The 22295-nt window shown below is 64.3% G+C and carries 18 protein-coding genes; 4 read left to right on the top strand and 14 right to left on the bottom strand.

The window, feature by feature from the left end; all coding sequences use genetic code 11:
• Positions 1 to 167: 167 nt before the first annotated feature.
• The 6 genes from A7D16_RS16010 to A7D16_RS15985 all read right to left on the bottom strand — a co-directional run bounded on the left by A7D16_RS16010 (position 168) and on the right by A7D16_RS15985 (position 8521).
• Positions 168 to 1217 (bottom strand): SPOR domain-containing protein, encoded by a 1050-nt coding sequence (locus tag A7D16_RS16010; RefSeq protein ID WP_064634231.1) that lies wholly within the window; start codon positions 1215 to 1217, stop codon positions 168 to 170.
• A gap of 68 nt (positions 1218 to 1285) precedes the next feature.
• Positions 1286 to 2584 carry a bifunctional tetrahydrofolate synthase/dihydrofolate synthase gene (gene folC / locus A7D16_RS16005; protein ID WP_064634230.1) on the bottom strand — a complete coding sequence of 433 codons (1299 nt, stop codon included), beginning with the start codon at positions 2582 to 2584 and terminating at the stop codon, positions 1286 to 1288.
• Between the two features lie 167 nt (positions 2585 to 2751).
• Complete coding sequence (locus A7D16_RS16000) at positions 2752 to 3318, bottom strand: hypothetical protein (RefSeq protein ID WP_153043175.1); 567 nt, start codon at positions 3316 to 3318, stop codon at positions 2752 to 2754.
• Between the two features lie 63 nt (positions 3319 to 3381).
• Positions 3382 to 4026 (bottom strand): histidine phosphatase family protein, encoded by a 645-nt coding sequence (locus tag A7D16_RS15995; RefSeq protein ID WP_064634228.1) that lies wholly within the window; start codon positions 4024 to 4026, stop codon positions 3382 to 3384.
• A gap of 90 nt (positions 4027 to 4116) precedes the next feature.
• Positions 4117 to 6201, bottom strand: a complete 2085-nt coding sequence (locus tag A7D16_RS15990) for a S46 family peptidase (protein ID WP_193395475.1) — start codon at positions 6199 to 6201, stop codon at positions 4117 to 4119.
• Between the two features lie 226 nt (positions 6202 to 6427).
• Entirely contained in the window at positions 6428 to 8521 is a 2094-nt protein-coding gene (locus A7D16_RS15985; protein WP_064634226.1) for a phosphocholine-specific phospholipase C, read from the bottom strand.
• Positions 8522 to 8624: 103 nt separating this feature from the next.
• Between A7D16_RS15985 and A7D16_RS15980 the strand changes: the two genes are divergently transcribed.
• On the top strand, positions 8625 to 11039 hold the full coding sequence (locus A7D16_RS15980) for a TonB-dependent receptor (RefSeq protein ID WP_095522425.1): 2415 nt from the start codon (positions 8625 to 8627) through the stop codon (positions 11037 to 11039).
• A 398-nt stretch (positions 11040 to 11437) separates the two neighbouring features.
• The gene (gene tdh, locus A7D16_RS15975) at positions 11438 to 12472 is read left to right on the top strand and encodes an L-threonine 3-dehydrogenase (RefSeq protein ID WP_193395473.1); all 1035 of its coding nucleotides are present in this window, start codon (positions 11438 to 11440) and stop codon (positions 12470 to 12472) included.
• 512 nt (positions 12473 to 12984) lie between these two features.
• On the opposite strand, the gene A7D16_RS15970 is transcribed toward tdh, so the two are convergent.
• The 5 genes from A7D16_RS15970 to A7D16_RS15950 all read right to left on the bottom strand — a co-directional run bounded on the left by A7D16_RS15970 (position 12985) and on the right by A7D16_RS15950 (position 17937).
• Positions 12985 to 13701 (bottom strand): TorF family putative porin, encoded by a 717-nt coding sequence (locus A7D16_RS15970; RefSeq protein WP_064634224.1) that lies wholly within the window; start codon positions 13699 to 13701, stop codon positions 12985 to 12987.
• A 289-nt stretch (positions 13702 to 13990) separates the two neighbouring features.
• Positions 13991 to 15022, bottom strand: a complete 1032-nt coding sequence (locus A7D16_RS15965) for a sulfate/molybdate ABC transporter ATP-binding protein (RefSeq protein ID WP_064634273.1) — start codon at positions 15020 to 15022, stop codon at positions 13991 to 13993.
• A 7-nt stretch (positions 15023 to 15029) separates the two neighbouring features.
• Positions 15030 to 15983, bottom strand: coding sequence for a sulfate ABC transporter permease subunit CysW (gene cysW / locus A7D16_RS15960; protein WP_064634223.1), 954 nt, complete (start codon positions 15981 to 15983; stop codon positions 15030 to 15032).
• On the bottom strand, positions 15980 to 16837 hold the full coding sequence (gene cysT, locus A7D16_RS15955; RefSeq protein WP_064634222.1) for a sulfate ABC transporter permease subunit CysT: 858 nt from the start codon (positions 16835 to 16837) through the stop codon (positions 15980 to 15982). The genes cysW and cysT overlap by 4 nt, the downstream gene beginning before the upstream one ends.
• 2 nt (positions 16838 to 16839) lie before the next feature.
• Complete coding sequence (locus A7D16_RS15950; protein WP_064634221.1) at positions 16840 to 17937, bottom strand: sulfate ABC transporter substrate-binding protein; 1098 nt, start codon at positions 17935 to 17937, stop codon at positions 16840 to 16842.
• Positions 17938 to 18028: 91 nt separating this feature from the next.
• Between A7D16_RS15950 and kbl the strand changes: the two genes are divergently transcribed.
• Both kbl and A7D16_RS15940 read left to right on the top strand, forming a co-directional pair.
• On the top strand, positions 18029 to 19237 hold the full coding sequence (gene kbl / locus A7D16_RS15945) for a glycine C-acetyltransferase (RefSeq protein ID WP_064634220.1): 1209 nt from the start codon (positions 18029 to 18031) through the stop codon (positions 19235 to 19237).
• A 2-nt stretch (positions 19238 to 19239) separates the two neighbouring features.
• On the top strand, positions 19240 to 19629 hold the full coding sequence (locus A7D16_RS15940; RefSeq protein WP_064634219.1) for an HNH endonuclease: 390 nt from the start codon (positions 19240 to 19242) through the stop codon (positions 19627 to 19629).
• On the opposite strand, the gene A7D16_RS15935 is transcribed toward A7D16_RS15940, so the two are convergent.
• The 3 genes from A7D16_RS15935 to A7D16_RS15925 form a co-directional block, all read right to left on the bottom strand.
• Positions 19583 to 20443 (bottom strand): pseudouridine synthase, encoded by an 861-nt coding sequence (locus A7D16_RS15935; protein WP_064634218.1) that lies wholly within the window; start codon positions 20441 to 20443, stop codon positions 19583 to 19585. The two genes, A7D16_RS15940 and A7D16_RS15935, sit on opposite strands and share 47 nt — an antisense overlap.
• Before the next feature lie 19 nt (positions 20444 to 20462).
• Entirely contained in the window at positions 20463 to 20975 is a 513-nt protein-coding gene (locus A7D16_RS15930) for a hypothetical protein (protein ID WP_064634217.1), read from the bottom strand.
• Positions 20976 to 21165: 190 nt separating this feature from the next.
• Complete coding sequence (locus A7D16_RS15925; RefSeq protein ID WP_064634216.1) at positions 21166 to 22263, bottom strand: OmpA family protein; 1098 nt, start codon at positions 22261 to 22263, stop codon at positions 21166 to 21168.
• Positions 22264 to 22295: the final 32 nt, after the last annotated feature.

Below are 22295 nucleotides of genomic sequence, written 5' to 3'. Positions count from 1 at the left end.
GTCGTCATTGCCCTCCCCTCCGTGGGTGCGAGGCGTTCAAAAATCCTGCCGCAGCCGGCAGCGCAATGCGGGCAGCTAGCGGACACATGGCGGTGCGCCGGCAATGCAGTGTACGAGCGGATGCCATAGACGCAGCGGCCGCGCTTGCGTGCGGCCGGCGCAGACGGTTACGGATGCGGACGCACCATGCCGGAAATGCCGACCTTGGCCGCAACCTGCGCACGTAACTGTTCCGCATCGCCGCGATTGGCTACCGGGCCGACACGCACGCGGTTGAGCGCGCCCTTGTCGGTACGCACCTGCTCGACGAAAGCGCTGAAGCCGGCGGCGCGCACGCGGTCGCGCAAGGCATCGGCGTCTTCGGCACGACCGAATGCGCCCAGCTGTACGGCAAACCCGACGCCGCTCGCGGCCGGAGCGGCCGGCGCGGTGGCAGCGGGCTTGGCCGGTTCGGGCTTGGCCGGCGCTGCCTTCGCAACCTCCGGCTTGGCTGGCGTGGGCGTGGGCTTGGGCGCTTCGGCGGGCTTGGGTGCCGCAGCGACCGGCTTGGCCGGTTCCGGCGGCAGGCTTTCGGTCTTGGTCGCGGCGGGCGCACTGGCGGCGGCCACGCTGCTGGTCGGTTTGACAGCCGGCGCAGGCGTCGGCGCCGGTGCGGCGGCATTGGCATCCAGCGTCACCACCTGCGCATTGACGTCGCTGCGCACCTTCACTGCCTGCAGGCGCGCCGATTCGGCCTGGGCCTGGTCGGCATACGGGCCGACGCGCACGCGCCAGGCCGGGCGGCCATTGATCTGGGTTTTTTCGCTGAAGCCGGGCAGCTGCGCCTGCTTGAGCCGCGCGATCACCGCATCGGCATCGGCACTGGTGGCGTAGGCACCGAAATTCACCGCGTAGTTGCCGGCGGCCACATCAGGGGCGGACGGCGCGCTGGAGGGCTTGGCCAGGTCGGCCGCATCCGGGTTGTCCTGCACCGCTGCCGGCGCCGTGGCGGCACCGCGCATGCCCAGTGCACCACCGGCCGGCGCATCGCCCGGGGTGACCAGCGGCAACTCGCGGGTTTCGAATTCGCCATTGCCGGGCGCGGCAGGTGCTTCGAGCGGCACATCGGCCACACCGCTCGACGGCGCGGGGCCTTTGACCAGCATCGGCAGGAAGATCACGGCAAGTGCCACCAGAACGATGGCGCCAATCAGTCGCTGTTTCAGAGCAGTGTCCACAGAAGAGAGCTAAAGGCGGCGTGGCGGGGTGCCGCAGCGATTATAAGGCCGGCGCCACCTCGCCGACCCTAGTGGGCTGAATGAAGTGCGTTTAGCGCATCGGCCACGGTATGAAACGAGCCGAATACCAGCAAACGGTCGCCAGGCTGGGCGGCGGCCAGCACCGCGCGCACGGCATGCGCGACATCGGCAAGACACACCGCCTGCGCCGCAGCCGTGCCCTGCAGACGCTGCTGCAAAGCCTTCGCCGATTGTGCACGGACGCCTTGTAGCCCCGCCAGCGTCCAGTGATCCACCTGCGCCGCCACTGCCTCCACTACGCCCACCGCATCTTTGTCCGCCAGCGCGGCATAGACGGCATGGGTGACGCCGGCGATCGGCTGCGCGGCCAGTGCCTGACCCAGCGCGCGTGCAGCCTGCGGGTTGTGCCCGACATCCAGCAGCACCTGCACGCCGGCAATATCGATGCGCTGCAGGCGCCCCGCAACTTGAGCATCGGCAATACCCTGCGCCCAGGCCGCTGCAGGCACGTCTACCGGCAAGGCCTGCAACGCGGCGATCGCGGCTGCAGCGTTGGCCAGCTGTATCGGCGCGTGCAATGCCGGCATCGGCAGCTCCAGGGTCACTGCCACATCGCGCCAACGCCATTGCGGCGCGTCGGCTTGCTGGGTCTCAGCATGCTGCGCCTCGATCGGCTCGAAGAAATAATCGCTGCCGGCGCGGATCGCATTCGCACCCAACTGGTAAGCGCGACGCAACACACTGGAAGGCGGGTCGATTTCGCCCAGCACCACCGGCTTCCAGGCGCGGATGATGCCGGCCTTCTCGGTGCCGATCGCTTCGCGATCCTGGCCCAGCCAGTCGGTGTGATCGATGTCCACGGTGGTGATGACCGCCACATCGGCATCGATGATGTTGACCGCATCCAGGCGCCCACCCAGGCCGATTTCCAGTACCGCCAACTCCAGCGCGGACTGCTGAAACAGCCACAGCGCGGCCAGCGTACCGAACTCGAAATAGGTCAGCGTGGTGTCGCCGCGCACTGCCTCGACCGCAGCGAACGCTTCGACCAGCTGCGCGTCGCTGGCCTCGTTGCCGTCGATGCGCACGCGTTCGTTGTAGCGCAGCAGATGCGGCGAGGTGTAGGCACCCACCTTGCAGCCGGCCGCCCGCCCGATCGCCTCGATAAAGGCCACCGTAGAGCCCTTGCCATTGGTGCCACCGACGACGATGACGTGCTTGGCCGGCGCTGCGATCTGCAACCGCGCCGCGACCTCGCGCACACGCTCCAGACCCATGGCAATGGCGCTGGGATGCTGCTGCTCGATATAGGCGAGCCAGTCGGAGAGTGTGGCGGGAGTGGTCACGGTATTACCTGGCGTTCTTTCATGGCTGAAATTATCGCGGTTAATGACGTCTTGAACCAATAGTGGCGAGACCCTTCGATCCTTGAATCACAATCTTTAATGCCTGCCTCGCACATCAATGAACACACATCAAAATCATCGCGCGCGGCACCGGCGCGAGTTGCACATCACAATGGGTGGCGTGCCGGTGGTAATGGTTTGCCGAGAGAGTAACCATGCACGGTGGAACCCAAAGATGAGCGTTTGCCTTGAATGACTGCACTCACCGCGCCATTCGGGAAGCTCATCAAATCGTGCTCGCGCATGCAAAGCCGCCCAGGTACGCCATGGGGCAGTGGAGAGATCATGAGTCCGTAAGGGCATATCAGGCTTCTATGCGCAGGGCGTACGAGCACCTGTTCCGAATACATGCTGCCAAATGCCTCGGTCCATACCCACGGGACAATCCTGACGACCAGCGCCCATGCCACCAATCCAATCACCATCGTCGCCATCAGCCATCGGAAGATGCAGCGTTCAATACCGATTCGCTGCAGCTGACGCTGGAGCCTGCCACTGGCATTGGCCCAGAGCACCGTGCCAAACAGGGCTATGGCAGCGAAACAAAACACCACTAGGGTGAGGTCGATCAAAGCATTGGCTGGCGGAAGAAATTTGAAAGAATTAGCAAAGAAAAGCAACGCCGTCGGCGTTAAAAACAAAATAGCTAAACGTATAAGATGCGGCCTATGCATTCGTTGGACACCCGGCAAAAGTAGACACAGTCCTTCCTTGTGCGCCACACCTACCCGTGACTGCTACAACGCCCGATGCTTGGCTTCACCGAAAAACGGCGTGTGATGCGCGCAATCGTTCAGGCGCACCACATCCAGATGATCCACGTCCTCACCTTCGAGCAGGTTGAGCGTGGTCGGTGCCTGGCGGAAGGTCCACAGCTTGGACAACGGCAGGCCCAGAATCTTGCACAGGATCACGCGATTGACTGCATCGTGCGCCACCACCAGCAAGGTGTCGTCGGCGCCCAGGCCATCGGCGGCACGCGCCAGGCCGCGCCAGCTGCGGTCCAGCACCTGACGCAAGGATTCGCCACCGGGCATCAGCACGGTGTCGGGTTCTTCGCGCCAGGCGCGCAGACGTGCGGGATCCTTGTCGTTGATCTCGCTGGCCAGCAGGCCTTCCCATTCGCCGTGCGCAATTTCCTGCAGGTCGGCATCGGTCTGGAGTATCGCTTCGCGCGAAGCGCCCAAGGCAGCCTTGGCGGTGGCCTGCGCGCGCGACAGCGGCGATGCCACTGCGCGGTCGATCTGCAGCGTGTGCAGCCGTTCGCCCAACGCGCGTGCCTGGCCTTCGCCCACCGGCGACAGCGGAATATCGATCTGGCCCTGGTAACGGCCTTCGGCGTTCCACGGCGTCTCGCCGTGACGAGCAAGCAGGATGCGCATGCGCTGGGAGTTCCTTGGGGAGGGGCCGAGTCGCCGCAGCGAAACGGGAGCGCATGATAACCCTTACCGCCTCCCCGCCGGCCGGCCGCGTCAGCGCACGCCGAGCTCCTTCAGCAGCTGCGGCGCCGGGGCGACTTCGGTCATGATCCAACGCATATAACGGCTGTCCACGGCAATCATGCGGGTCATGGCCGGGTCGAAGATCCAGTTGCTGCTCACCGACTCCCAATTTCCGTCGAACGCCAGACCGACCAGCTTGCCTTGCGCGTCCATCACCGGCGAACCGGAGTTGCCGCCGGTAATGTCCAGATCCGAGAGGAAGTTGACCGGTACCGAACCCAGGCGCTTGTCCTCCAGGCCGGCATAGCGCTTGGCCTTGACCGCATCCAGCAGGGACGTGGGCGAATCGAACGGTTCGGCGCCGGTTTCCTTGGCGGCGACCCCTTCCAGCGTGGTGAATGGCGTATAGGCCACGCCATCCTTGGGGGTGTAGCCCTTGACGTTGCCGAAGGTGATGCGCAGCGAGAAGTTGGCGTCCGGATAGACCGATTCGCCCTTGCTCCTCCGGTAGTCGGCCAGGGCTTGCAGATACACCGGCCGCGCCTTCAGCTGCTCGCCAGTGTGCAGCTTGTCCTCGCGCTCGATCTGCAACAGCGTTGGGGTCACCGCCACGGCGTACCGAATCGCCGGATCGGTGCTGGCTTCGAAGGCGGCCCGGTCGGCAGCGAGCCACTTCAGCCGCACGTCGGTGCTGCCCAACGCAGTGCCTTCGAGCTTGCCCAAGGCGGCCTGCACGGCGGCCGCATCGCCGCCACCCAACCACTGGTCCAGCGCAGCGATGCGCTGGTTGGCCGGCAGCTTCAGATACTGGCTGAGCCAATACTGTTGAAGTTGACGATCCATGGCCGGCACGTAGCGGCGCTCCATCTGCTTCATCGCCGCTTCGATGGTTGGCAGGTCGCGGTCCTGGTAACCGGATTCGCGTTGCGCATCGGGCTTGGCACGCTCCAGCGCCAGCCGGTACAGCGTCACCGCTGCACCCACCGTACCGGTGGAGTCGAACTGGCGCAGCACGAAATCGCGCTGCTGGGTGGCTTGGCTGTTTTTGAGCAGTTTGACCAAGGTGTCGTGCGCCGCAAGCGCGTTGCGCCCGCTTGCACCCCGCCCCTTGAGCCAGGCCAGCACCGCCGCTTCGTCGGCCTGCTTGGTGGCCTGCGCGCCAATGCGCTTGAAGCCTTCCAGTTGCCCGTCGAAGTTCTTGGCGGAGTTATTGAAGCTGGCCACGGTGCTGGCGTATTTCACCTGGATGTCGGGATCTTGCTTGCCGGCCTGTTCGATCAGGCCGATCACGTCCTTGATCTGCTGGCCGACCACCGGGTAGGTCCAGCTGGCGGTGTTGTCGAATTCGGCTGCCAGTGCATAACGGTTGGTCTTGTACGGATAGCCGGCCACCATCACGAAGTCGCCGGCGCCCAGCGGCTGGTCGGCAAACTTCAGGAAGTGCCTGGGCTGGTACGGCACATTGTCCTTGGCATAGGCGGCGGGCTTGCCGTCCTTGCCGACGTAGGCGCGATAAAACGAGAAATCGCCGGTGTGCCGCGGCCACATCCAGTTGTCGATGTCGCCGCCGAACTTGCCCACGCTACCGGGCGGTGCATAGGCCAGGCGCACATCCTTGATCTCCAGACTTTTGAACAACCGATAGGCGTTGCCACCGGCAAAACTGAAGAACTGGCAGCGGTAACCCGGCTGCGCTTCGCAGGCGGCGATCTGTTGCTTGCTGAAATCCTCAAGTGCCAGCGTGCGCTTGAGCGCATCGTCTCCGGCAGTGGCCATCGCCGCCTTGGCCGGCGCTGTGACGTCGGTAATGGCGTCGAGCACGTAGATACGCGCACTTGGGCCTGCGCTGAGCTCGTCTGCAGGGCGTGCAGCGTTGAACCCGTCCTTGATCAGATTCTTTTGCGCGGTGGAGTTGAGCTGGATCGCGCCATAGGCACAGTGGTGATTGGTGACGACCAACCCCTGCGGTGACACGAAGCTGGCGGTACAGCCACCCAGCGCGACCACGGCGCCCATCGGATCGCCGGTCAGGTCGGCCAGTTGCTGCGGCGAAAGACGCAAGCCGGCTTGCTGGAGTGGCCCGGCAATTTCCGGCAGTTGTTGTGGAACCCACATTCCCTCGCCAGCCTGCGCAGATGCGGCAACGGCCAGCGTGGCCAGGATGGAAACAGCAAACAGGTTCGGACGCATCGATAGCCCCAGAGTCATTTCGTTAGAGTGTAACGCTGACGTCGGCGACGCACGCCATGACTGATGGCAGGGTCGGCACCCGCTGCTGTCGGTAAGCGGGCGTGTCGCCGTGCGGCATGCGGCGGCCTGGCGGCCTGTGTCGCAGCGGCAGCTAAGCGCCAGCTTGAACGCGGCCGAATGCGGGGTCGCTGCGGCTGGGCCTGCCGGTTTCCAGATGCCCGGCCAGCCGGCGGCGGAAGGCGCTGCCCGGTTGCTCCACGACAAGGTCGTACCAGTGATCGCTCGCAGCGAGCGCCAGGCGAATGGTTTCGCGCTGACCTGCGGCCAGCTGCAACGAACGTGCGGTTGGGTCTGCATAGCCCAGCGCACGCAGCTGCACCGTGCAGGCGTGCTGCCCGGCATTGCCGATGTCCAGCACCAAGACGTCGCCATCCTGCCGCGCGTCTACCCAGGGCGCTGCCGATGGAGCGGAGGTCGATGAAACCTCGCCTGCGAATTCGCGCAGGAAGCCGTTTGGTCCGTGCACGCGCACGTTGTACTTGCCGTTGTGCATTGCCCCAACCGGCACATCGTCCAACTGCGTGCCGGGCAGCACCGTGTAATACCACGGGCCGCCACTGGCAGCGCTGCTGTAGACGTTGAACGCCGCTGCAGCCGCACCGCTGTTGACGAACTGCAGCTGCACACCGGTGTTGTCGCGCACCCGTGCATGCACTTGCAACGCATATGGCAATGCGCGCGCGGGACGTTGCCCCGGTTCCTGTTTCGGCATCGTTGCGGCGGTGGGTGCAACCGGCAGCGGTTTATCGCGTACGGCGGCCGTGCGTGCGCGGTAGTCGTCGACCGATGGCAACGCGCTCAACGCCGAGTCGTCCGGCTTGCGGAAGTCGAACACGCTGGTGAGATCGCCGCTGACCGCACGTCGCCATGGGCTGATATTCGGCTCGGCCACACCGAAGCGACGCTCCAGCAGGCGCAGCACCGAGGTATGGTCGAACACCTGCGAATTGACCCAGCCGCCCCGCGTCCACGGAGAGATCACCAACATCGGCACGCGGATTCCAAGGCCGACCGGCACACCATTGTACGACTCACCGCGCACATCGACATTGCTGCGCCCCATGCGTGCGTCCAGCGCCGGCAGCGGTGCGGGCACATGATCGAAGAAGCCGTCGTTCTCGTCGTAATTGATGATCAATGCAGTCTTGGCCCACACCTCCGGATTGGAGGTCAGCGCGTCGATCAAACGCGCCACCAGCGATTCGCCATAGGCCGGCGGCGCTTCGGGATGTTCGCAATACGCGGTGGGCGGAATGATCCACGACACCTGCGGCAGGCGCTTGGCCTGCACATCGGCTGCAATGGCCGCAATCAGGTGATCGGCCTGGGTGTGTGCTGCATTTTCTGCGGTGGACCCGGGCACGCAGGCACGTGCGCGCCGATAGCGCTCGTCGGCGCGGTCGAGCCCCCGGTAGTGCGCAAAATATGCCAGCGAGTTGCAGCCGAAGTTGTCGTATTCCTGGTACACGCGCCAATCGATGCCGGCGGCCTGTAGCCGCTGCGCATACGTGGTCCAGCCCATCGCCGCGTAACCGGGCTTGTCGCGCGCCATGTCGGCGGTCCAGTTGCCATCGTCGGCGTTGTCGGCCACCTGTGCGCGCAGGTCACCCACGCTCAGGCCGCTGGTGCCGGTGAACAGGTACATGCGGTTGGGATTGGTCGGCCCGTGCATCGAGCAGAAATAGCCATCGCAAATGGTGAAGGCGTCGGCGAGCGCGTGGTAGTACGGGATGTCCTGACGCTGGAAATACCCCATCGTCAGCTCGCCCTTGTACGGCACCCAGGCGTCGTATTCGGCCCAGCGTGCCGGGTCCTGCCCGTGGCCGGCTTTCCAGGAGTGATCCAGGCTCTTGATCAGCGGCGCGCAGGTGGTTTGCGAATCGAAGGCGAACGGCAACAGGCGCCGTCCATCGGCCGCAGGCTGGCTCCAGACCGGGTTGCCGTCGCGCAGTTGCAACGCATGCGGGTCGCCGAATCCGCGCACGCCACGCAGTGCGCCGAAGTAATGATCGAACGAGCGATTTTCCTGCATCAGGATCACCACATGCGCGATGTCGCGCAATGTGCCGGTGCGCGAATTGGCCGGCAGCGCCAGCGCGCGCCCGATCGACGAAGGCAGCGCCCCCGCCGCAGTGAGTGCAGCAACCCGATTGAGGAAATCGCGGCGCGAAGCAGATGACGTCATGACCAAAATCCTGGCGAAGCCTATGCAATGCAGCGCGCGATGCGGCTGCAGAGCACGTGTATAGCGGGCAAGCACGACAGTTTTGCGACAGCCACCGTCATCAATGTTTCATGAGCCGTTGACACCCTGCGTCGCGAAACGCCGGTGTTGCACCGCGCGTCCGCCCTCCGCCGCGCTCGAACAGGATTCCCCCATGACTTCCGCTCGTCGTTTTGATGTCACTCCGCTGGCGCTCGCCTTGGCCGCGCTGCTTCCCGTCATGGCGCAGGCCGCCGACCCGGTGGCCGCCAGCGTGGCCGACGCACCGGCAACGCCGGCCGATGCTGCAGGCAATGCAACGCAGCTGGATGCCATCAACGTGGTCTCGCAGGGCAGCACGCGGCAGGTGCAGCGCATCAGCCGCCAGGACATCGAACAACTCACACCGGGCAGCAGCGCCTTCAAGGCCGTCGAAAAACTGCCCGGCGTGCAGTTCCAGTCCGCCGATCCGTTCGGCACCTACGAATGGTCCACGCAGGTCACCCTGCACGGCTTCGATCAGAGCCGTCTGGGCTACACGCTCGACGGCATCCCTCTGGGCAACATGAGTTACGGCGTCACCAACGGCCTGCACATCACCCGCGCCATCATTTCGGAAAACCTTGGTTCGGTGGAAATCGCGCAAGGCGCCGGCGCGCTCGGTACTGCGTCCAACACCAATCTCGGCGGCACCCTGCAGTTCTATTCGGCCGATCCGCAGACCACGCCGGGCGCGCGGCTGGTGCAGACGGTGGGCAGCGATGCGACGCGCCGTACCTTCGTGCGTGCCGACACCGGCGACCGCAACGGCTTGTCGGCGTACCTGTCCTACGCCAATGCCAGCACCGACAAATGGAAGGGCTTCGGCGACCAGACTTCCGAACAGGCCAACCTCAAGACCGTGTACCAATGGGGCGACGGCAACCGGCTGAGCCTGTTTCTGGACACCTCGCGGCGCAAGGAATACGACTACATGGATCTGTCGTTGACCAGCCAGCGTGCGCTGGGCTGGGACTACGATTATCTGCAGCCGGACTGGTCCACCGCCGTGCAGATGGCGCGTGCATATCAAAACACCGGCGCCACCAGCGGCGTGGCCAACGGTTACCCGCAATCGCTGGCCGGGCTGCCCAGCGATTACAGCTGGCTCGATGCCAGCTACTACGCCGGCGGTGGCCTGCGTCGCGACAATCTCGCCGGCCTGTCCGGCACCTTCGTGTTCGGTGGCGCCACGCTCGATGCCACCGGCTACTACCGCGCCAATCGCGGCGAAGGGCAGTGGGTGACGCCGTACGTGGTCACCTCGGCGCAGATTCCGGTGTCGCTGCGCACCACCGACTATGGTCTGGACCGTTTCGGCGGCACCAGCGCCTTGAAGTGGTCGTGGGGCAATCACGATCTGGAAGTCGGTGCATGGGCGGAAAACGCGCACACCACGCAGGGCCGCAATTACTTCGCGCTTGGCAACGAGGGCTATACCTCGCTGTACAACATCTACGAAGCACAGACCCCGTTCCGCCGCGATTTCCAGCAGCGCTACACCACCCAGACCCGCATGCTGTACCTGCAGGACACCGTGCGCCTGCTCGATGACCGGCTGACGCTGAACTACGGCGCAAAGGCGCTGGACACCACCACGCGTGCGCAATCGCTGGTGCCGACCACCGCACTGGCGCAGGGCCGCATCCGTGCCGAAGACAACTTCCTGCCGCAGGTGGGCGTGAACTACAAACTCGACGAGCGCCAGGACATCTACGCGTCCTACAGCAAGAACATCGCCGCCTTCGGTTTCACCCCGTTCGCCACCTCGCAGGCCGCCTTCGACCGCAGCCGCTCCACGCTGGAGCCGGAGCAGTCGCAAACCGTGCAAATGGGTTACCGCCTGCAGGACGAGCAGTTTCAGCTCTCGGCCGACGCCTACTTCACCAAGTTCTCCAACCGCCTGCTGACCACCTCGCCGTGCACCGCGGTGCAGACCTGCGCTCAGATCCTGAGCAACGTCGGCGCGGTGCACAGCGCCGGTGCGGATCTGGCGCTGATGTGGCGCCCGGTCGAAGGCCTGAGCTGGTTGAACTCGCTGTCATGGAACCGCTCCCGCTATCAGGACGATTACCTCAACAACGGCGTGGTGGCCACGGCCGGCAAGGACGTGGTCGGCATCCCCGCGTTGATGTTCTCTTCCAGTGCCAGCTACCAGCTTGGCAACCTGCGCCTGGATCTGGACGGCAAGTACGTCGACAAGCGCTACATCACCTTCCTCAACGATTCGCAGGTGCCGTCGTACTGGTTGTTCAATGCAGGCGCACGCTACGACTTCGGCCGCGTGGGCCCGGTCGAGAATGTCGCGCTCGCCCTCAACATCAACAACCTCACCGACAAGCGCTACTTCGCCAGCACCGGCACCAACGGCTACGTCGCCTCCGATCCGAACGGCTACAACCAGACCATGGTGGTCGGCGCGCCGCGGCAGTACTTCATGAGCCTGGATGTGAAGTTCTAAAACGGGTCAGCAGCGCGCCGGTGGCACTTCTCCAGCAGGAAAAAAAGTCCCTCTCCCGCCGGAGGCGAGAAGTACCGCATGCGCGCCAATAGCGCGCATGCCTTGGAGCGCCCGCGCTGCCAGCGCGGGCTGGGGCGCGGAGCGGGGTTGAGTGAGGGTACGGGCGAAGCCCTGGTGTCGTTCCAACTGCACGAGGCTTCGCTCGCACCCTCACCCGGCGCTACGCGCCACCTTCTCCCCATGAAGGAGGACAATGTCCCGACGGGAGAAGTACGCAGTCACACCTTCCCCTGTGGAACCTTGGCTAGCACCACCACTTACTTCCCGCACCGCCGCATGGCTTCACTGCCGCGGCGCTTATAATTGCCAACTTACTTTTACTCAGCAGGCCCCGCCAGATGGCGCAGACGATGAAGGCGCTGGTCAAGCGCGAAGCGAACAAAGGCATCTGGCTGGAACAGGTCCCCGTCCCGACACCCGGCCCCAACGAGGTGTTGATCAAGCTGGAAAAGACCGCCATCTGCGGTACCGATCTGCATATCTACCTGTGGGACGAATGGAGCCAGCGCACCATCACCCCCGGCCTGACCATCGGCCATGAGTTCGTCGGCCGCGTGGCCGAGCTCGGTTCGGCAGTCACTGGCTATCAGGTCGGCCAGCGCGTCTCGGCCGAAGGCCACATCGTCTGCGGTCACTGCCGCAACTGCCGCGGCGGCCGTCCGCATCTTTGTCCGAATACGGTCGGCATCGGCGTCAACGTCAACGGCGCCTTCGCCGAATACATGGTGATGCCGGCGTCCAACCTGTGGCCGATCCCGGACCAGATTCCGTCCGAGCTGGCCGCCTTCTTCGACCCCTACGGCAACGCCGCGCATTGCGCGCTGGAATTCGACGTCATCGGCGAAGACGTGCTGATCACCGGCGCCGGCCCGATCGGCATCATTGCCGCGGGCATCTGCAAGCACATCGGTGCGCGCAATGTGGTGGTCACCGACGTCAACGATTTTCGGCTCAAGCTGGCCGCCGACATGGGCGCCACGCACGTGGTCAACGTCTCCAAGACCTCGCTCAAGGACGTCATGGCCGACCTGCACATGGAAGGCTTCGATGTGGGCCTGGAAATGAGCGGCAACCCGCGCGCGTTCAACGACATGCTCGATTGCATGTACCACGGCGGCAAGATCGCCATGCTCGGCATCATGCCGCGCGGCGCCGGTTGCGACTGGGACAAGATCATCTTCAAGGGCCTCACCGTGCAGGGCATCTACGGCCGCAAGATGTACGAGACCTGGTACAAGATGACGCAGCTGGTGCTGTCGGGTTTCCCGCTGCACAAGGTGCTGACCCATCAGCTGCCGATCGACGATTTCCAGAAGGGCTTCGACCTGATGGAAGAAGGCAAGGCCGGCAAGGTTGTGTTGAGCTGGAATTGATCGGCTGATTGTGCAGGTACGCAAAAGGCGCCGCGAGGCGCCTTCTGTATTTCGGTCTTCAAAAGTGCTTAAAAACGCAGCGAGTGACCCTTGGGTGCAGACGAATCGCTTCAAGACACGCGACGTCGGCAAGGATGCAGACAAAGCTCAGTCGGTTGGGTGCGCGTGACCTTGCTAGTCGCTCTGTTGAAACCTACGCATACCGGCATCTCCACTGGTCCTTGCCCGCCCACCCTCGCGGGACCCTTGACGCATGGATGCCGCCATGGGGCTTACATGGACGTACTTGCAGCGTGTCCTGCGATGGTGGGCAGGCAAGGCCCTGCAGCCAAGACACAGATCAACCGCTCTACAGGTGATCGATGCGCACGATGCAATCACGCCAAAACAAAACAACCAAGATTTAAAGCTAAAGGGTCGTTTAAATAGGCGGCGAAGAATCCACGTAGCACTTCTTGCCGCCTCACCACTCCACAGCCAACTCGTCAGAGCCGCTGTTTAATCCATCGCCATCATGGCCAGGTAACCGTCGCAGTTGCCACAAGATGGTTCTGCGAATTCTGCCGACCAAAACCGAATTCGGCTGCTTCGCTGGTGTCGTAATAGCCCACGCTCAGACCCAGCGGGCCGAACGTCTTGCCCACGTTGACGCCGAAATCGTTGTAGTCGTGGTCCACCTGACTCAGCGACGATGTGTAGACGCTGTGCCCTGCATGCGCGCCGAATGTGAAGTCGTACGGCAACGCCCAGTTGGCGTCCAGTGCGTGGTAGTAACCGTCGGTGTCGGTGCCGTACAAATCGTTGGTGTAGGCAAGGGTCAGGCTGTAGGTCTTCAGGAACGTGGTCTTGGTGATCAGCTCGGCGTAATTGGAAGCGCCCGCGCCCAGATATTGATAGCGGTTCACCACCACGTCGAGATTGAAATGGGTGCTCAGGTCGGTGTTGTAGCCGACAAAACCATCCACTTCCCAGTCCGGGTCGCCCGCACCGAAGTCGACATTGGAACCCCAGGTGCCGACGTAGAAGCCATACGGCAGTTTGTATGTGAGCCCGGCCTGAAATGCAGGCTCTTCGTTGGTCTGCGAAATACCGCGAAACAAGTAGTCGCTGGTCACCGCAAAGGTGCCGCTGAGCGGGGACGCGGGCGCGTCTTCATCCTGTGCCTGGGCCAATGGCGTTACACACATCAGCAGCAACGACAGACAACAAGCGGGCGGGGACGACTTCATGGGCATCTCCTGGTGCGATGGGCGGGTGGATGGCGCGAAGCGAATCTGCAATGACTTATTAGTTCAACTTTCATTGCAGCGCAACATGAACGTCGCGCCCGCTTGATCCAGCGCACACACTCGGGTGCCGATGCGCCGATCAGGTGTCCGTCTCATCGACCGCTTGCACCGAATCTTGATGTTCAGGATTCAAGATTGGGCATTGGGGATTGGTCACAGCCAAGACGAAGGCGCGCTGTGTAGTCTCCCTTCCAGCTGACCCATGCCCGCCAGCGATGCCAGCGCTCACCTACGCGGGAAATACCCCGTATTGTCGCGCTGCCAGCCGCAGCTGCTGGCCCGGCTGAAAATTACCGGCCGAGGCCGGCAGTTCCACTTCCACTTCATTACCGGCCGGCTCCAGCGTGGCGCGCAAACGCAGGCGCGCGCCACTGCGCTGCGACCATGCCACCGTCGCCGGCCAGCCGGTATCGTCGGGCACCAGATCTTCAGGCCGCACATACACCTCGACCGGCCCCGCAGCCAACGCAGCATTGGCCAGCGGCAGCGCATGCCCGGCCACCTGGATCTGGCCCTGCGCCAACACGCCGGGAATGCGGTTGACCGCACCCACGAACGAATACACGAATGGCGAGGCCGGCTTGTCGTAGATGATTGCTGGCGTGTCGAGCTGCTCGATGCGGCCGCGGTTGAGGATGGCGACGCGGTCGGCCAGTTCCAGCGCTTCTTCCTGGTCATGGGTGACGAACACCGTGGTCAGGCCGGTGCGTTCGTGCAACTCGCGCAGCCAGCGGCGCAGGTCACGACGTACCTGCGCATCCAGCGCGCCAAATGGTTCGTCCAGCAGCAGCACGCGCGGCTCGATCGCCAACGCACGCGCCAGTGCCACACGCTGGCGCTGCCCGCCGGAGAGCTGGGTGGGATAGCGCTGCTCCAGGCCCTGCAACTGCACCAGTGCCAACAGTTCTTCCACCCGTGCACGGATGCGCGCTTCGGCCCAACGCTCGTTGCCACGCCGCACGCGCAAACCGAAGGCGATGTTCTCGAACACATCCATGTGCTTGAACAGCGCGTAGTGCTGAAATACGAAGCCGACCCGGCGCGATTGCACGCTCATGCGGGTGGCATCTTCATCGCCGAACAGCACCTGCCCGCCATCGGCATGCTCCAGCCCGGCCATGATCCGCAGCAGTGTGGTCTTGCCCGAGCCGGAAGGACCGAGCAAGGCGAGCAACTCGCCCTGGCGCACGTCCAGGGTGATGTCGTCCAGGGCGGTGAAGGTCTCGAACTGCTTGCGCAGGCGGTGGATGCGGATGCCCATGGTCACCTCAATGGCGGTGGTTTGCGGCCAGCGAATCGCCGTGCCGCCATTCCAGATACGTCTTCAGCGCCAGCGTCAGCAGCGCGGTCAATGCCAGCAGCGAGGCGCACGCAAATGCAGCGCTGTAGGCGTATTCGTTGTAAAGAATTTCCACATGCAGCGGCAGCGTATTGGTGCGCCCGCGGATATGCCCGGATACCACCGAGACCGCGCCGAACTCGCCCATCGCACGCGCCGCGCACAGCAGCACGCCGTACAACAGACCCCAGCGGATATTGGGCAAGGTCACGCGCCAGAACATCTGCCAGCCGTTCGCACCCAGGCTCAGCGCGGCCAGTTCTTCATCGCTGCCCTGCTGCTCCATCAGCGGCATCAACTCGCGCGCGATGAAGGGAAACGTGACGAACGTGGTCGCCAGCACGATGCCCGGCAACGCGAACACGATTGGCGGCAGCTGGACCACAAATTCGCCCAGCGCCGGCAACTGCACATGCCAGCCTTCGTCGATCAACGGCCAGGCCCAGCCGCTGCGGCCGAAGATCAGCACGAAGATCAAGCCCGCCACCACCGGCGAGACCGAGAATGGCAGATCGATCAGGCTGACCAGCAGGCGTTTGCCCCAGAACTGATGCTTGCTGATGGCCCATGCCGCAGCCACGCCGAACACCAGATTCAACGGCAGCACGATCGCCGTCACCAGCAGCGTCAGCTTGATCGCCGACAGCGCATCCGGGTCGACCACTGCACGCAGGAACGTCTCCCAGCCGCCGCGCAGCGCTTCGGCAAACACCAGCACCAGCGGCAGCAGCAGGAACGCCAGCAAGAAAACCAGCGCGCCCAGAATCATCAGCCATTGCACCCAACGCGGCTCGTTGGTGGCCGAATCGGTGATGCGGCGTGCCTGCTCGCTCATTGCGCGGGTCTGCACCATGGAAGGCAGCGACGAAACAGCATCGCTCATGCGGGCCTCCTTTGATAGCGCAGCAGGCGTGCCTGCAGCGTATTGACCAGCAGCAGGATCACGAACGACAGCAGCAACATGGCCGCGGCAATCGCAGTGGCGCCAGCGTAGTCGAATTCCTCCAGCCGGATGGTGATCAACAGCGGAGCGATTTCAGTGGAATTGGGCAGGTTGCCGGCGATGAAGATCACCGAGCCGTACTCGCCCACCCCGCGCGCGAAGGCCAATGCAAAGCCGGTCAACACCGCCGGCCACAATCCCGGCAGCACCACCCGCCACACTGTCTGCCAGCGCGAGGCGCCCAGCGTGGCGGCAGCGGCTTCCATCTCACGCTCGCTCTCGGCCAGCACCGGCTGCACCACCCGCACTACGAACGGCAGGCCGACAAACACCAGCGCCAGCACGATACCCAGCTGCGTGTAGGCCACCTTGATGCCGATCGCTTCCAGCCAGCGCCCGACCCAGCCGTTGCCTCCGTAGAGCGCGGTCAACGCAATGCCAGCCACGGCCGTCGGCAACGCGAACGGCAGATCGATCACCGCGTCGAACAAGCGCTTGCCCGGGAAGTTGTAACGCACGAACACCCAAGCCACCCAGGTGCCCATCACCGCATTGAATGCACCCGCCGCGAACGCCGTGCCAAAGCTCACCCGCAGCGCCGACAACACGCGCGGCTCGCTCCACACTTTCCATAGGCCGTCCCAGCCCAGGCCACTGGTCTTGATGAAGATCCCCAGCAGCGGGATCAGCACGATCAGGCCCAGCCAGGTCAGCGTGATACCAAGACTCAGGCCCAGCCCCGGCATCACGCGTCGGCGCGATGGCGACGCTGGACGTGCAACCGACGTCTGCATGCTTACTTCTTGGCCTGGATCTGGTCGAACACGCCGCCATCGGCGAAGTGCTCCTGCTGCGCCTTATCCCAGGAGCCGAATGCCTGCTGGATGGTCACCAGCTTGATGTCCGGGAAGCGGGCCACATCCGCCGGATCGGCAAATTCGCGATGCCGCGGGCGATAGAAATGCTTGGCGGCCAGCTTCTGCCCTTCCGGCGCATACAGATAGCGCAGGTAGGCTTGGGCCACCTCGCGCGTGCCGTGCTTGTCGACGTTCTTGTCGACCAGCGCCACGGAAGGCTCGGCCAGGATCGACAACTTCGGCACCACGATCTCGAACTTGTCCTTGCCCAACTCTTCGCGCGCCAGCAGCACCTCGTTTTCCCAGGCCAGCAGCACATCGCCGATACCGCGCTGCACGAAGGTGGTCGTGGCGCCGCGTGCGCCGGTATCCAGCACCGGCACGTTGCGGAACAACGCCTGCATGTAGCGCAGGATGCGTTCGCGGTCGCCCTTGAAGATATGGTCGGCATACGCCCAGGCGGCCAGATAGTTCCAGCGCGCGCCGCCGGAGGTCTTGGGGTTGGGCGTCACCACCGCCACGCCCGAGCGCAGCAGGTCAGGCCAGTCGTGGATGTTCTTCGGGTTGCCCTTGCGCACCAGGAACACGATGGTCGAGGTGTACGGCGCACTGTTGTCGGGCAGGCGCTTCTCCCAATCGGTGTCGATCAGCCTGGCCCTCTGCGCGATGGCATCCACGTCGTAGGCCAGCGCCAGCGTCACCACATCGGCCTCGATGCCGTCGATGACCGCGCGCGCCTGCTTGCCCGAGCCGCCATGCGAGGTTTCCACGGTCACCGTGTCCTGCGGATGCTGCCGCTTCCACTGCGCAGCAAAGGCGGTGTTGTAGTCGCGGTAGAACTCGCGGGTGGGGTCGTAGCTCACGTTGAGCAAGCCGATCTCGCGCGCGCCTGCCGGGCCGGCCAGGACCAGCAAGGTGCAAAGAAGGGAAGCAAAACGGAAACGTGGGTAGGTCACGACGATCTCCTGGCCGATTGAGCGCAGCTGAATAGCAAGCATGCCATGCTGCGCAGCGGCACGCAGGCGGTGAAATGACATCAGCGCAGCCGCTTATGCCGATTTTGCATGACGTAGTGGTATGCCACCGTGATCGTTAACATTGCGCTTCATTCCTGCCACTGCGACCGCCATGACCACCGCTCCCGCCGCGCTGACCGCCCACTACGCCGCCGAACTGGAGGCGATCCAGTCCCAGGGCCTGTTCAAGTCCGAGCGCATCATTACCGGCCCGCAGTCGGCCCAGATCACCCTGGCCGATGGCCGCCGCGTGCTGAATTTCTGCGCCAACAACTACCTGGGCCTGGCCGACCACCCGGACATCATCCAGGCCGCCAAGGACGCCCTGGACACGCATGGCTTCGGCATGGCCTCGGTGCGCTTCATCTGCGGCACCCAGGACCTGCATAAGCAGCTCGAACGCACCATCGCCGAGTTCTTCGGCACCGAAGACACCATCCTTTACGCGGCCTGCTTCGATGCCAACGGCGGTCTGTTCGAGCCACTGCTCGGCGAGCACGATGCGATTATCTCGGATGCGCTCAACCATGCTTCCATCATCGATGGCGTGCGCCTGTGCAAGGCCAAGCGTTTCCGTTACGCCAACTGCGACATGGCCGACCTGGAAGCGCAACTGCAGGCGGCCGACGCGGCAGGTTGCAAGACCAAGCTGATCACCAGCGACGGCGTGTTCTCGATGGACGGCTTCATCGCCCCGCTGGACGAAATCACCGCGCTCGCACGCAAATACAACGCGCTGGTGCACATCGACGAATGCCATGCCACCGGCTTCCTCGGCGCTACCGGCCGTGGCTCGGCCGAGGTCAAGGGCGTGCTGGAGCAGATCGACATCTTCACCGGCACGCTGGGCAAGGCCATGGGCGGCGCACTGGGCGGCTTCACCACCGCCAAGCGCGAAGTGATCGAGCTGCTGCGCCAGCGCTCGCGTCCTTACCTGTTCTCCAATTCGTTGCCGCCGCACGTGGTGGCGGCCGGCATCAAGGCGTTCGAGATGCTCGACGCCGCCGGCGATCTGCGCACCCAGTTGGTCGAAAACACCACGTACTTTCGCGAGCGCATGACCACGGCCGGTTTCGACCTCAAACCCGGCGTGCATCCGATCAGCCCGGTGATGCTGTACGACGCACCGCTGGCGCAGCGGTTCGCCGAGCGCCTGCTGGAAGAAGGCATCTACGCCATCGGCTTCTTCTTCCCGGTGGTGCCCAAGGGGCAGGCGCGCATCCGCACCCAGATCAGCGCTGCGCATACGCGCGCGCATCTGGATCAAGCGATTGAGGCCTTCATCAAGATCGGGCGCGAACTCAAGGTCATCGAGGCCTGAGCATGCGCACGGCGCTGCGCCAACGGCTGCTGCTGGCGGCGCAGACCGATGCGCAGGCGCTGCTGCTGGACGGCCATTGGGACACCCGCTGCCTGCACTGCCGTCGCCACCTGCAGATCCGCGCCGATGGCGAACCGCTCGGACACACCACGCTGGAACATGTGGTGCCGCAGGCCTGGTTCGGCCGGCGTGCGGCGGCGGCGCTGTGCGCATTGGTGGGCGACGATGCCAACGATGCGCGCAACCTCGCGCTGGCCTGTGCCGGCTGCAATCACGCCAAAGGCCGTCGTCACGATGCCAACGGCGCTGGCGACGCACGCGCCGTTGAAGTGGTGAGCGCCTTGCTCAGCGCGCGGTTGGCGCGCTGGCGGGCGCCGGTGCCAGCGCCCTGACTTCCTCGGCACTGAGCATCCGCCACGCCCCCTTGCCCAACTCACCCAGTGCCAGCGGCCCGATCGCCACCCGCAGCAATCGCAGCACACCGATCTCCAGCGCTGCCAACAAACGGCGGATCTGTCGATTGCGGCCTTCGTCCAGCACGATTTCCAGCCAGGCATTGCGCTCGCCTTCGCGCAGCACGCTGACCCGCTTTGCGCGCAACAGCACACCATCGCCAGCAGGATCCTGATCGACCACACCGGCTTGAAGCTGCGCGAGTTGCTCCGCACTCGGGCGGCAGTCGATCTGCACGTGATAGGTCTTGTCCGGACCCGTAGCCGGATCGGTCACCGTCGCCGCCCACTGCGGGTCGTTGCTGAACAGCAACAGGCCTTCGCTGGCCTTGTCCAGGCGCCCGACAGGCGCAATCCACGGCAACCCGGCGCCATCGAAACAGCGATACACCGTGTCCCTGCCCTGCTCATCGCGCGCCGTGGTGACCACGCCACGCGGTTTGTTGAGCATCAGATAGACCCGCGCAGGCCCGGCCAACGGCTGGCCATCGACGGCAATGCCGGCCTGCTGGTCGGCGCGGATCGGAAATTCCGGGTCGCGGATCACCCGCGCATCCACAGTGACCCGCCCATCGGCGATCCAGCGTGCCGCTTCGGTGCGCGAACACACGCCCAGCTTGGACAACACCCGCGCCAGCCCATGGCGTGGCGCGTCGGTGCCGGGCCCTGCAGCCGACGCACGCAACACCCGCACCTGCGCTGCAGGACCACGCTTGCGCTGCCGGGACGTTGCCGGCGGAGGCCGCCGGGTCATGCCGTCCCGACCGCGCGGCTTACTTGTTCTCGACCGGCTTGGCGTCGGCCGCCGGTACGGGCGCCGCGGCCGCCGGCGCTGCGCCGGCAACGGGGCGAGCCTTGACCACGCGCACACCGCGCGCCTTCATCCAGGCGTCGAATTCTTCTGCCGTCATGCGCTTGCCGTTCTGGCTCATGTCGAAGCGCCACGGGGTGTTGTCGAACGCAGTAGTGGCCTTGTAAGCCGCCGGATCGTTCGGGTTGACGGTGCCGCCGGGCGGAATGACCTTGGCCAGATCCTGGCAGCCTTCCACGCGCAGGCGCAGCAACACGCGGTCCACCGACTGGTCGCTGCTATACGGCTGTGCCAGCACGCCGGTCGGCATGCCCAGCTGCACGCTGCGGGTGTAGAACTCGGCAGCGGCCGGTGCAATGACGGTAGCGGGCAACGGCAGCGGCTGGGACACCGTGCTGCCGGCGCAGTTCGGAGCGGCGTAAGCAGCAGGAATCAAAGCAAGACAGAGCAAACCTGCCGTGGCGGTACGCAGCATCGGGTTCTTCCAATTATGAGTGTGGTGTTGACGCGGCGAGTGTAGGCAGCGATGAACGCTGTTTCAACCGGAACCGTGCCTGGATGGCAACACAGACAGGTTTGGCGGCGACTCGACGCACTTTTCCTGGTCCTACAAAGACAAAACCCGGCGCGAGGCCGGGTTTTGTATGTAACAGCTAGCGGTCCAATTAGTTCTGGACGTTCAGCTCGGTACGACGGTTCTTCGCACGGCCTTCCGGATTGTCGGAACCATCCGGGTTGGCGTTCGGAGCAATCGGACGGCTCTCGCCGTAGCCGATCGGGCCAACCAGACGCGACGCATCGACGCCGTTCTTGGTCAGGTAGTCGTACACGGTGGTCGCACGACGCTCGGACAGCTTCTGGTTGTACGCGTCGGTACCCTTCGAGTCGGTGTGACCGGCAACCTCGACCTTCAGGTCGGGGTAACGCTTCAGGATCTCGGTCGCTTCGCTCAGGATGGACTGTGCGTCCGGACGCAGGGTCGACTTGTTGAAGTCGAAGTTCACGCCCTTCAGGTCGATCGAGACAGGAACCGGGCAACCGTCCGGACCGATGGTCTGGCCAGGCTGCGAAGCCGGGCACTTGTCGTCGCAGTTGTTGACGCCGTCACCGTCGTCATCCAGATCTGCGCAGCTCGGAGCAACCGGAGCCGGAGCCGGCGGCGGAGCGGTCGACGGAGCCGGTCCCAACGGGATCACGACGCCGACCGAAGCCAGCACGTCGCCGAACCAGTCTTCCTGCGGAGCAGCAACGCTCTGGTCGTTGAAGTCAGCGCGATAGGCCAACTCGGCACGCACGGCGACGCGCTTGTCGAAGGTGGTCTGCAGACCGACACCAGCCTTGGCGGCAAAGTTGCCGTCTTTCTGCTGGCCCGGCGAAACCGGGTTCGGGGTGGCGTCGAATTCTTCTTCCGAACGCTGATAGCCCAGACCAAACAGCAGGTAGGGGTTCCAGCCGCGGCCTTCCTGGATGAAGTGGCGACGCAGGTCGAACGAGATGCCGTACTGGCTCCAGTTCTGGTCCTGGTTGGCATCGAAGTTCGGGTTCTGGTAGTTCAGTTCACCGTCGATCGACCAGTTGGGGCTAACGAACTTGCCCAGGCCCAGGGTCACGAACGGAGCATCATTGGTCAAACGATCGCTGTCCTGGAAGTTGAAGCCAGCGCCACCGGTCAGGTACCAACGGTCATCGAACTCCTGCGCGGATGCAGCCTGGGCAACTGCCAGACCGCCGAGCAACGCGGCAGTGAGAATTTTCTTGTTCATTTATACAGCTCCTTCTTTGGGAGATAAACCGA

The sequence above is a fragment of the Xanthomonas nasturtii genome, from assembly GCF_001660815.1.
Classification (GTDB): domain Bacteria; phylum Pseudomonadota; class Gammaproteobacteria; order Xanthomonadales; family Xanthomonadaceae; genus Xanthomonas; species Xanthomonas nasturtii.
This window is presented reverse-complemented; position numbering and strand designations above follow the sequence as displayed.

Excerpts from the sequence above, each read along its gene's own strand:
- A7D16_RS15995 (WP_064634228.1), bottom strand. The coding sequence starts at position 4,026 with ATGCGCATCCTGCTTGCTCGTCACGGCGAGACGCCGTGGAACGCCGAA.
- tdh (WP_193395473.1), top strand. The coding sequence starts at position 11,438 with ATGGCGCAGACGATGAAGGCGCTGGTCAAGCGCGAAGCGAACAAAGGC.
- A7D16_RS15990 (WP_193395475.1), bottom strand. The coding sequence starts at position 6,201 with ATGTGGGTTCCACAACAACTGCCGGAAATTGCCGGGCCACTCCAGCAA.
- A7D16_RS15980 (WP_095522425.1), top strand. The coding sequence starts at position 8,625 with ATGTTTCATGAGCCGTTGACACCCTGCGTCGCGAAACGCCGGTGTTGC.
- A7D16_RS15970 (WP_064634224.1), bottom strand. The coding sequence starts at position 13,701 with ATGAAGTCGTCCCCGCCCGCTTGTTGTCTGTCGTTGCTGCTGATGTGT.
- cysW (WP_064634223.1), bottom strand. The coding sequence starts at position 15,983 with ATGAGCGATGCTGTTTCGTCGCTGCCTTCCATGGTGCAGACCCGCGCA.
- A7D16_RS15965 (WP_064634273.1), bottom strand. The coding sequence starts at position 15,022 with ATGGGCATCCGCATCCACCGCCTGCGCAAGCAGTTCGAGACCTTCACC.
- A7D16_RS15950 (WP_064634221.1), bottom strand. The coding sequence starts at position 17,937 with ATGTCATTTCACCGCCTGCGTGCCGCTGCGCAGCATGGCATGCTTGCT.
- A7D16_RS15930 (WP_064634217.1), bottom strand. The coding sequence starts at position 20,975 with ATGCTGCGTACCGCCACGGCAGGTTTGCTCTGTCTTGCTTTGATTCCT.
- A7D16_RS15925 (WP_064634216.1), bottom strand. The coding sequence starts at position 22,263 with ATGAACAAGAAAATTCTCACTGCCGCGTTGCTCGGCGGTCTGGCAGTT.
- A7D16_RS15935 (WP_064634218.1), bottom strand. The coding sequence starts at position 20,443 with ATGACCCGGCGGCCTCCGCCGGCAACGTCCCGGCAGCGCAAGCGTGGT.
- cysT (WP_064634222.1), bottom strand. The coding sequence starts at position 16,837 with ATGCAGACGTCGGTTGCACGTCCAGCGTCGCCATCGCGCCGACGCGTG.
- A7D16_RS15940 (WP_064634219.1), top strand. The coding sequence starts at position 19,240 with ATGCGCACGGCGCTGCGCCAACGGCTGCTGCTGGCGGCGCAGACCGAT.
- kbl (WP_064634220.1), top strand. The coding sequence starts at position 18,029 with ATGACCACCGCTCCCGCCGCGCTGACCGCCCACTACGCCGCCGAACTG.
- A7D16_RS16000 (WP_153043175.1), bottom strand. The coding sequence starts at position 3,318 with ATGCATAGGCCGCATCTTATACGTTTAGCTATTTTGTTTTTAACGCCG.
- A7D16_RS15985 (WP_064634226.1), bottom strand. The coding sequence starts at position 8,521 with ATGACGTCATCTGCTTCGCGCCGCGATTTCCTCAATCGGGTTGCTGCA.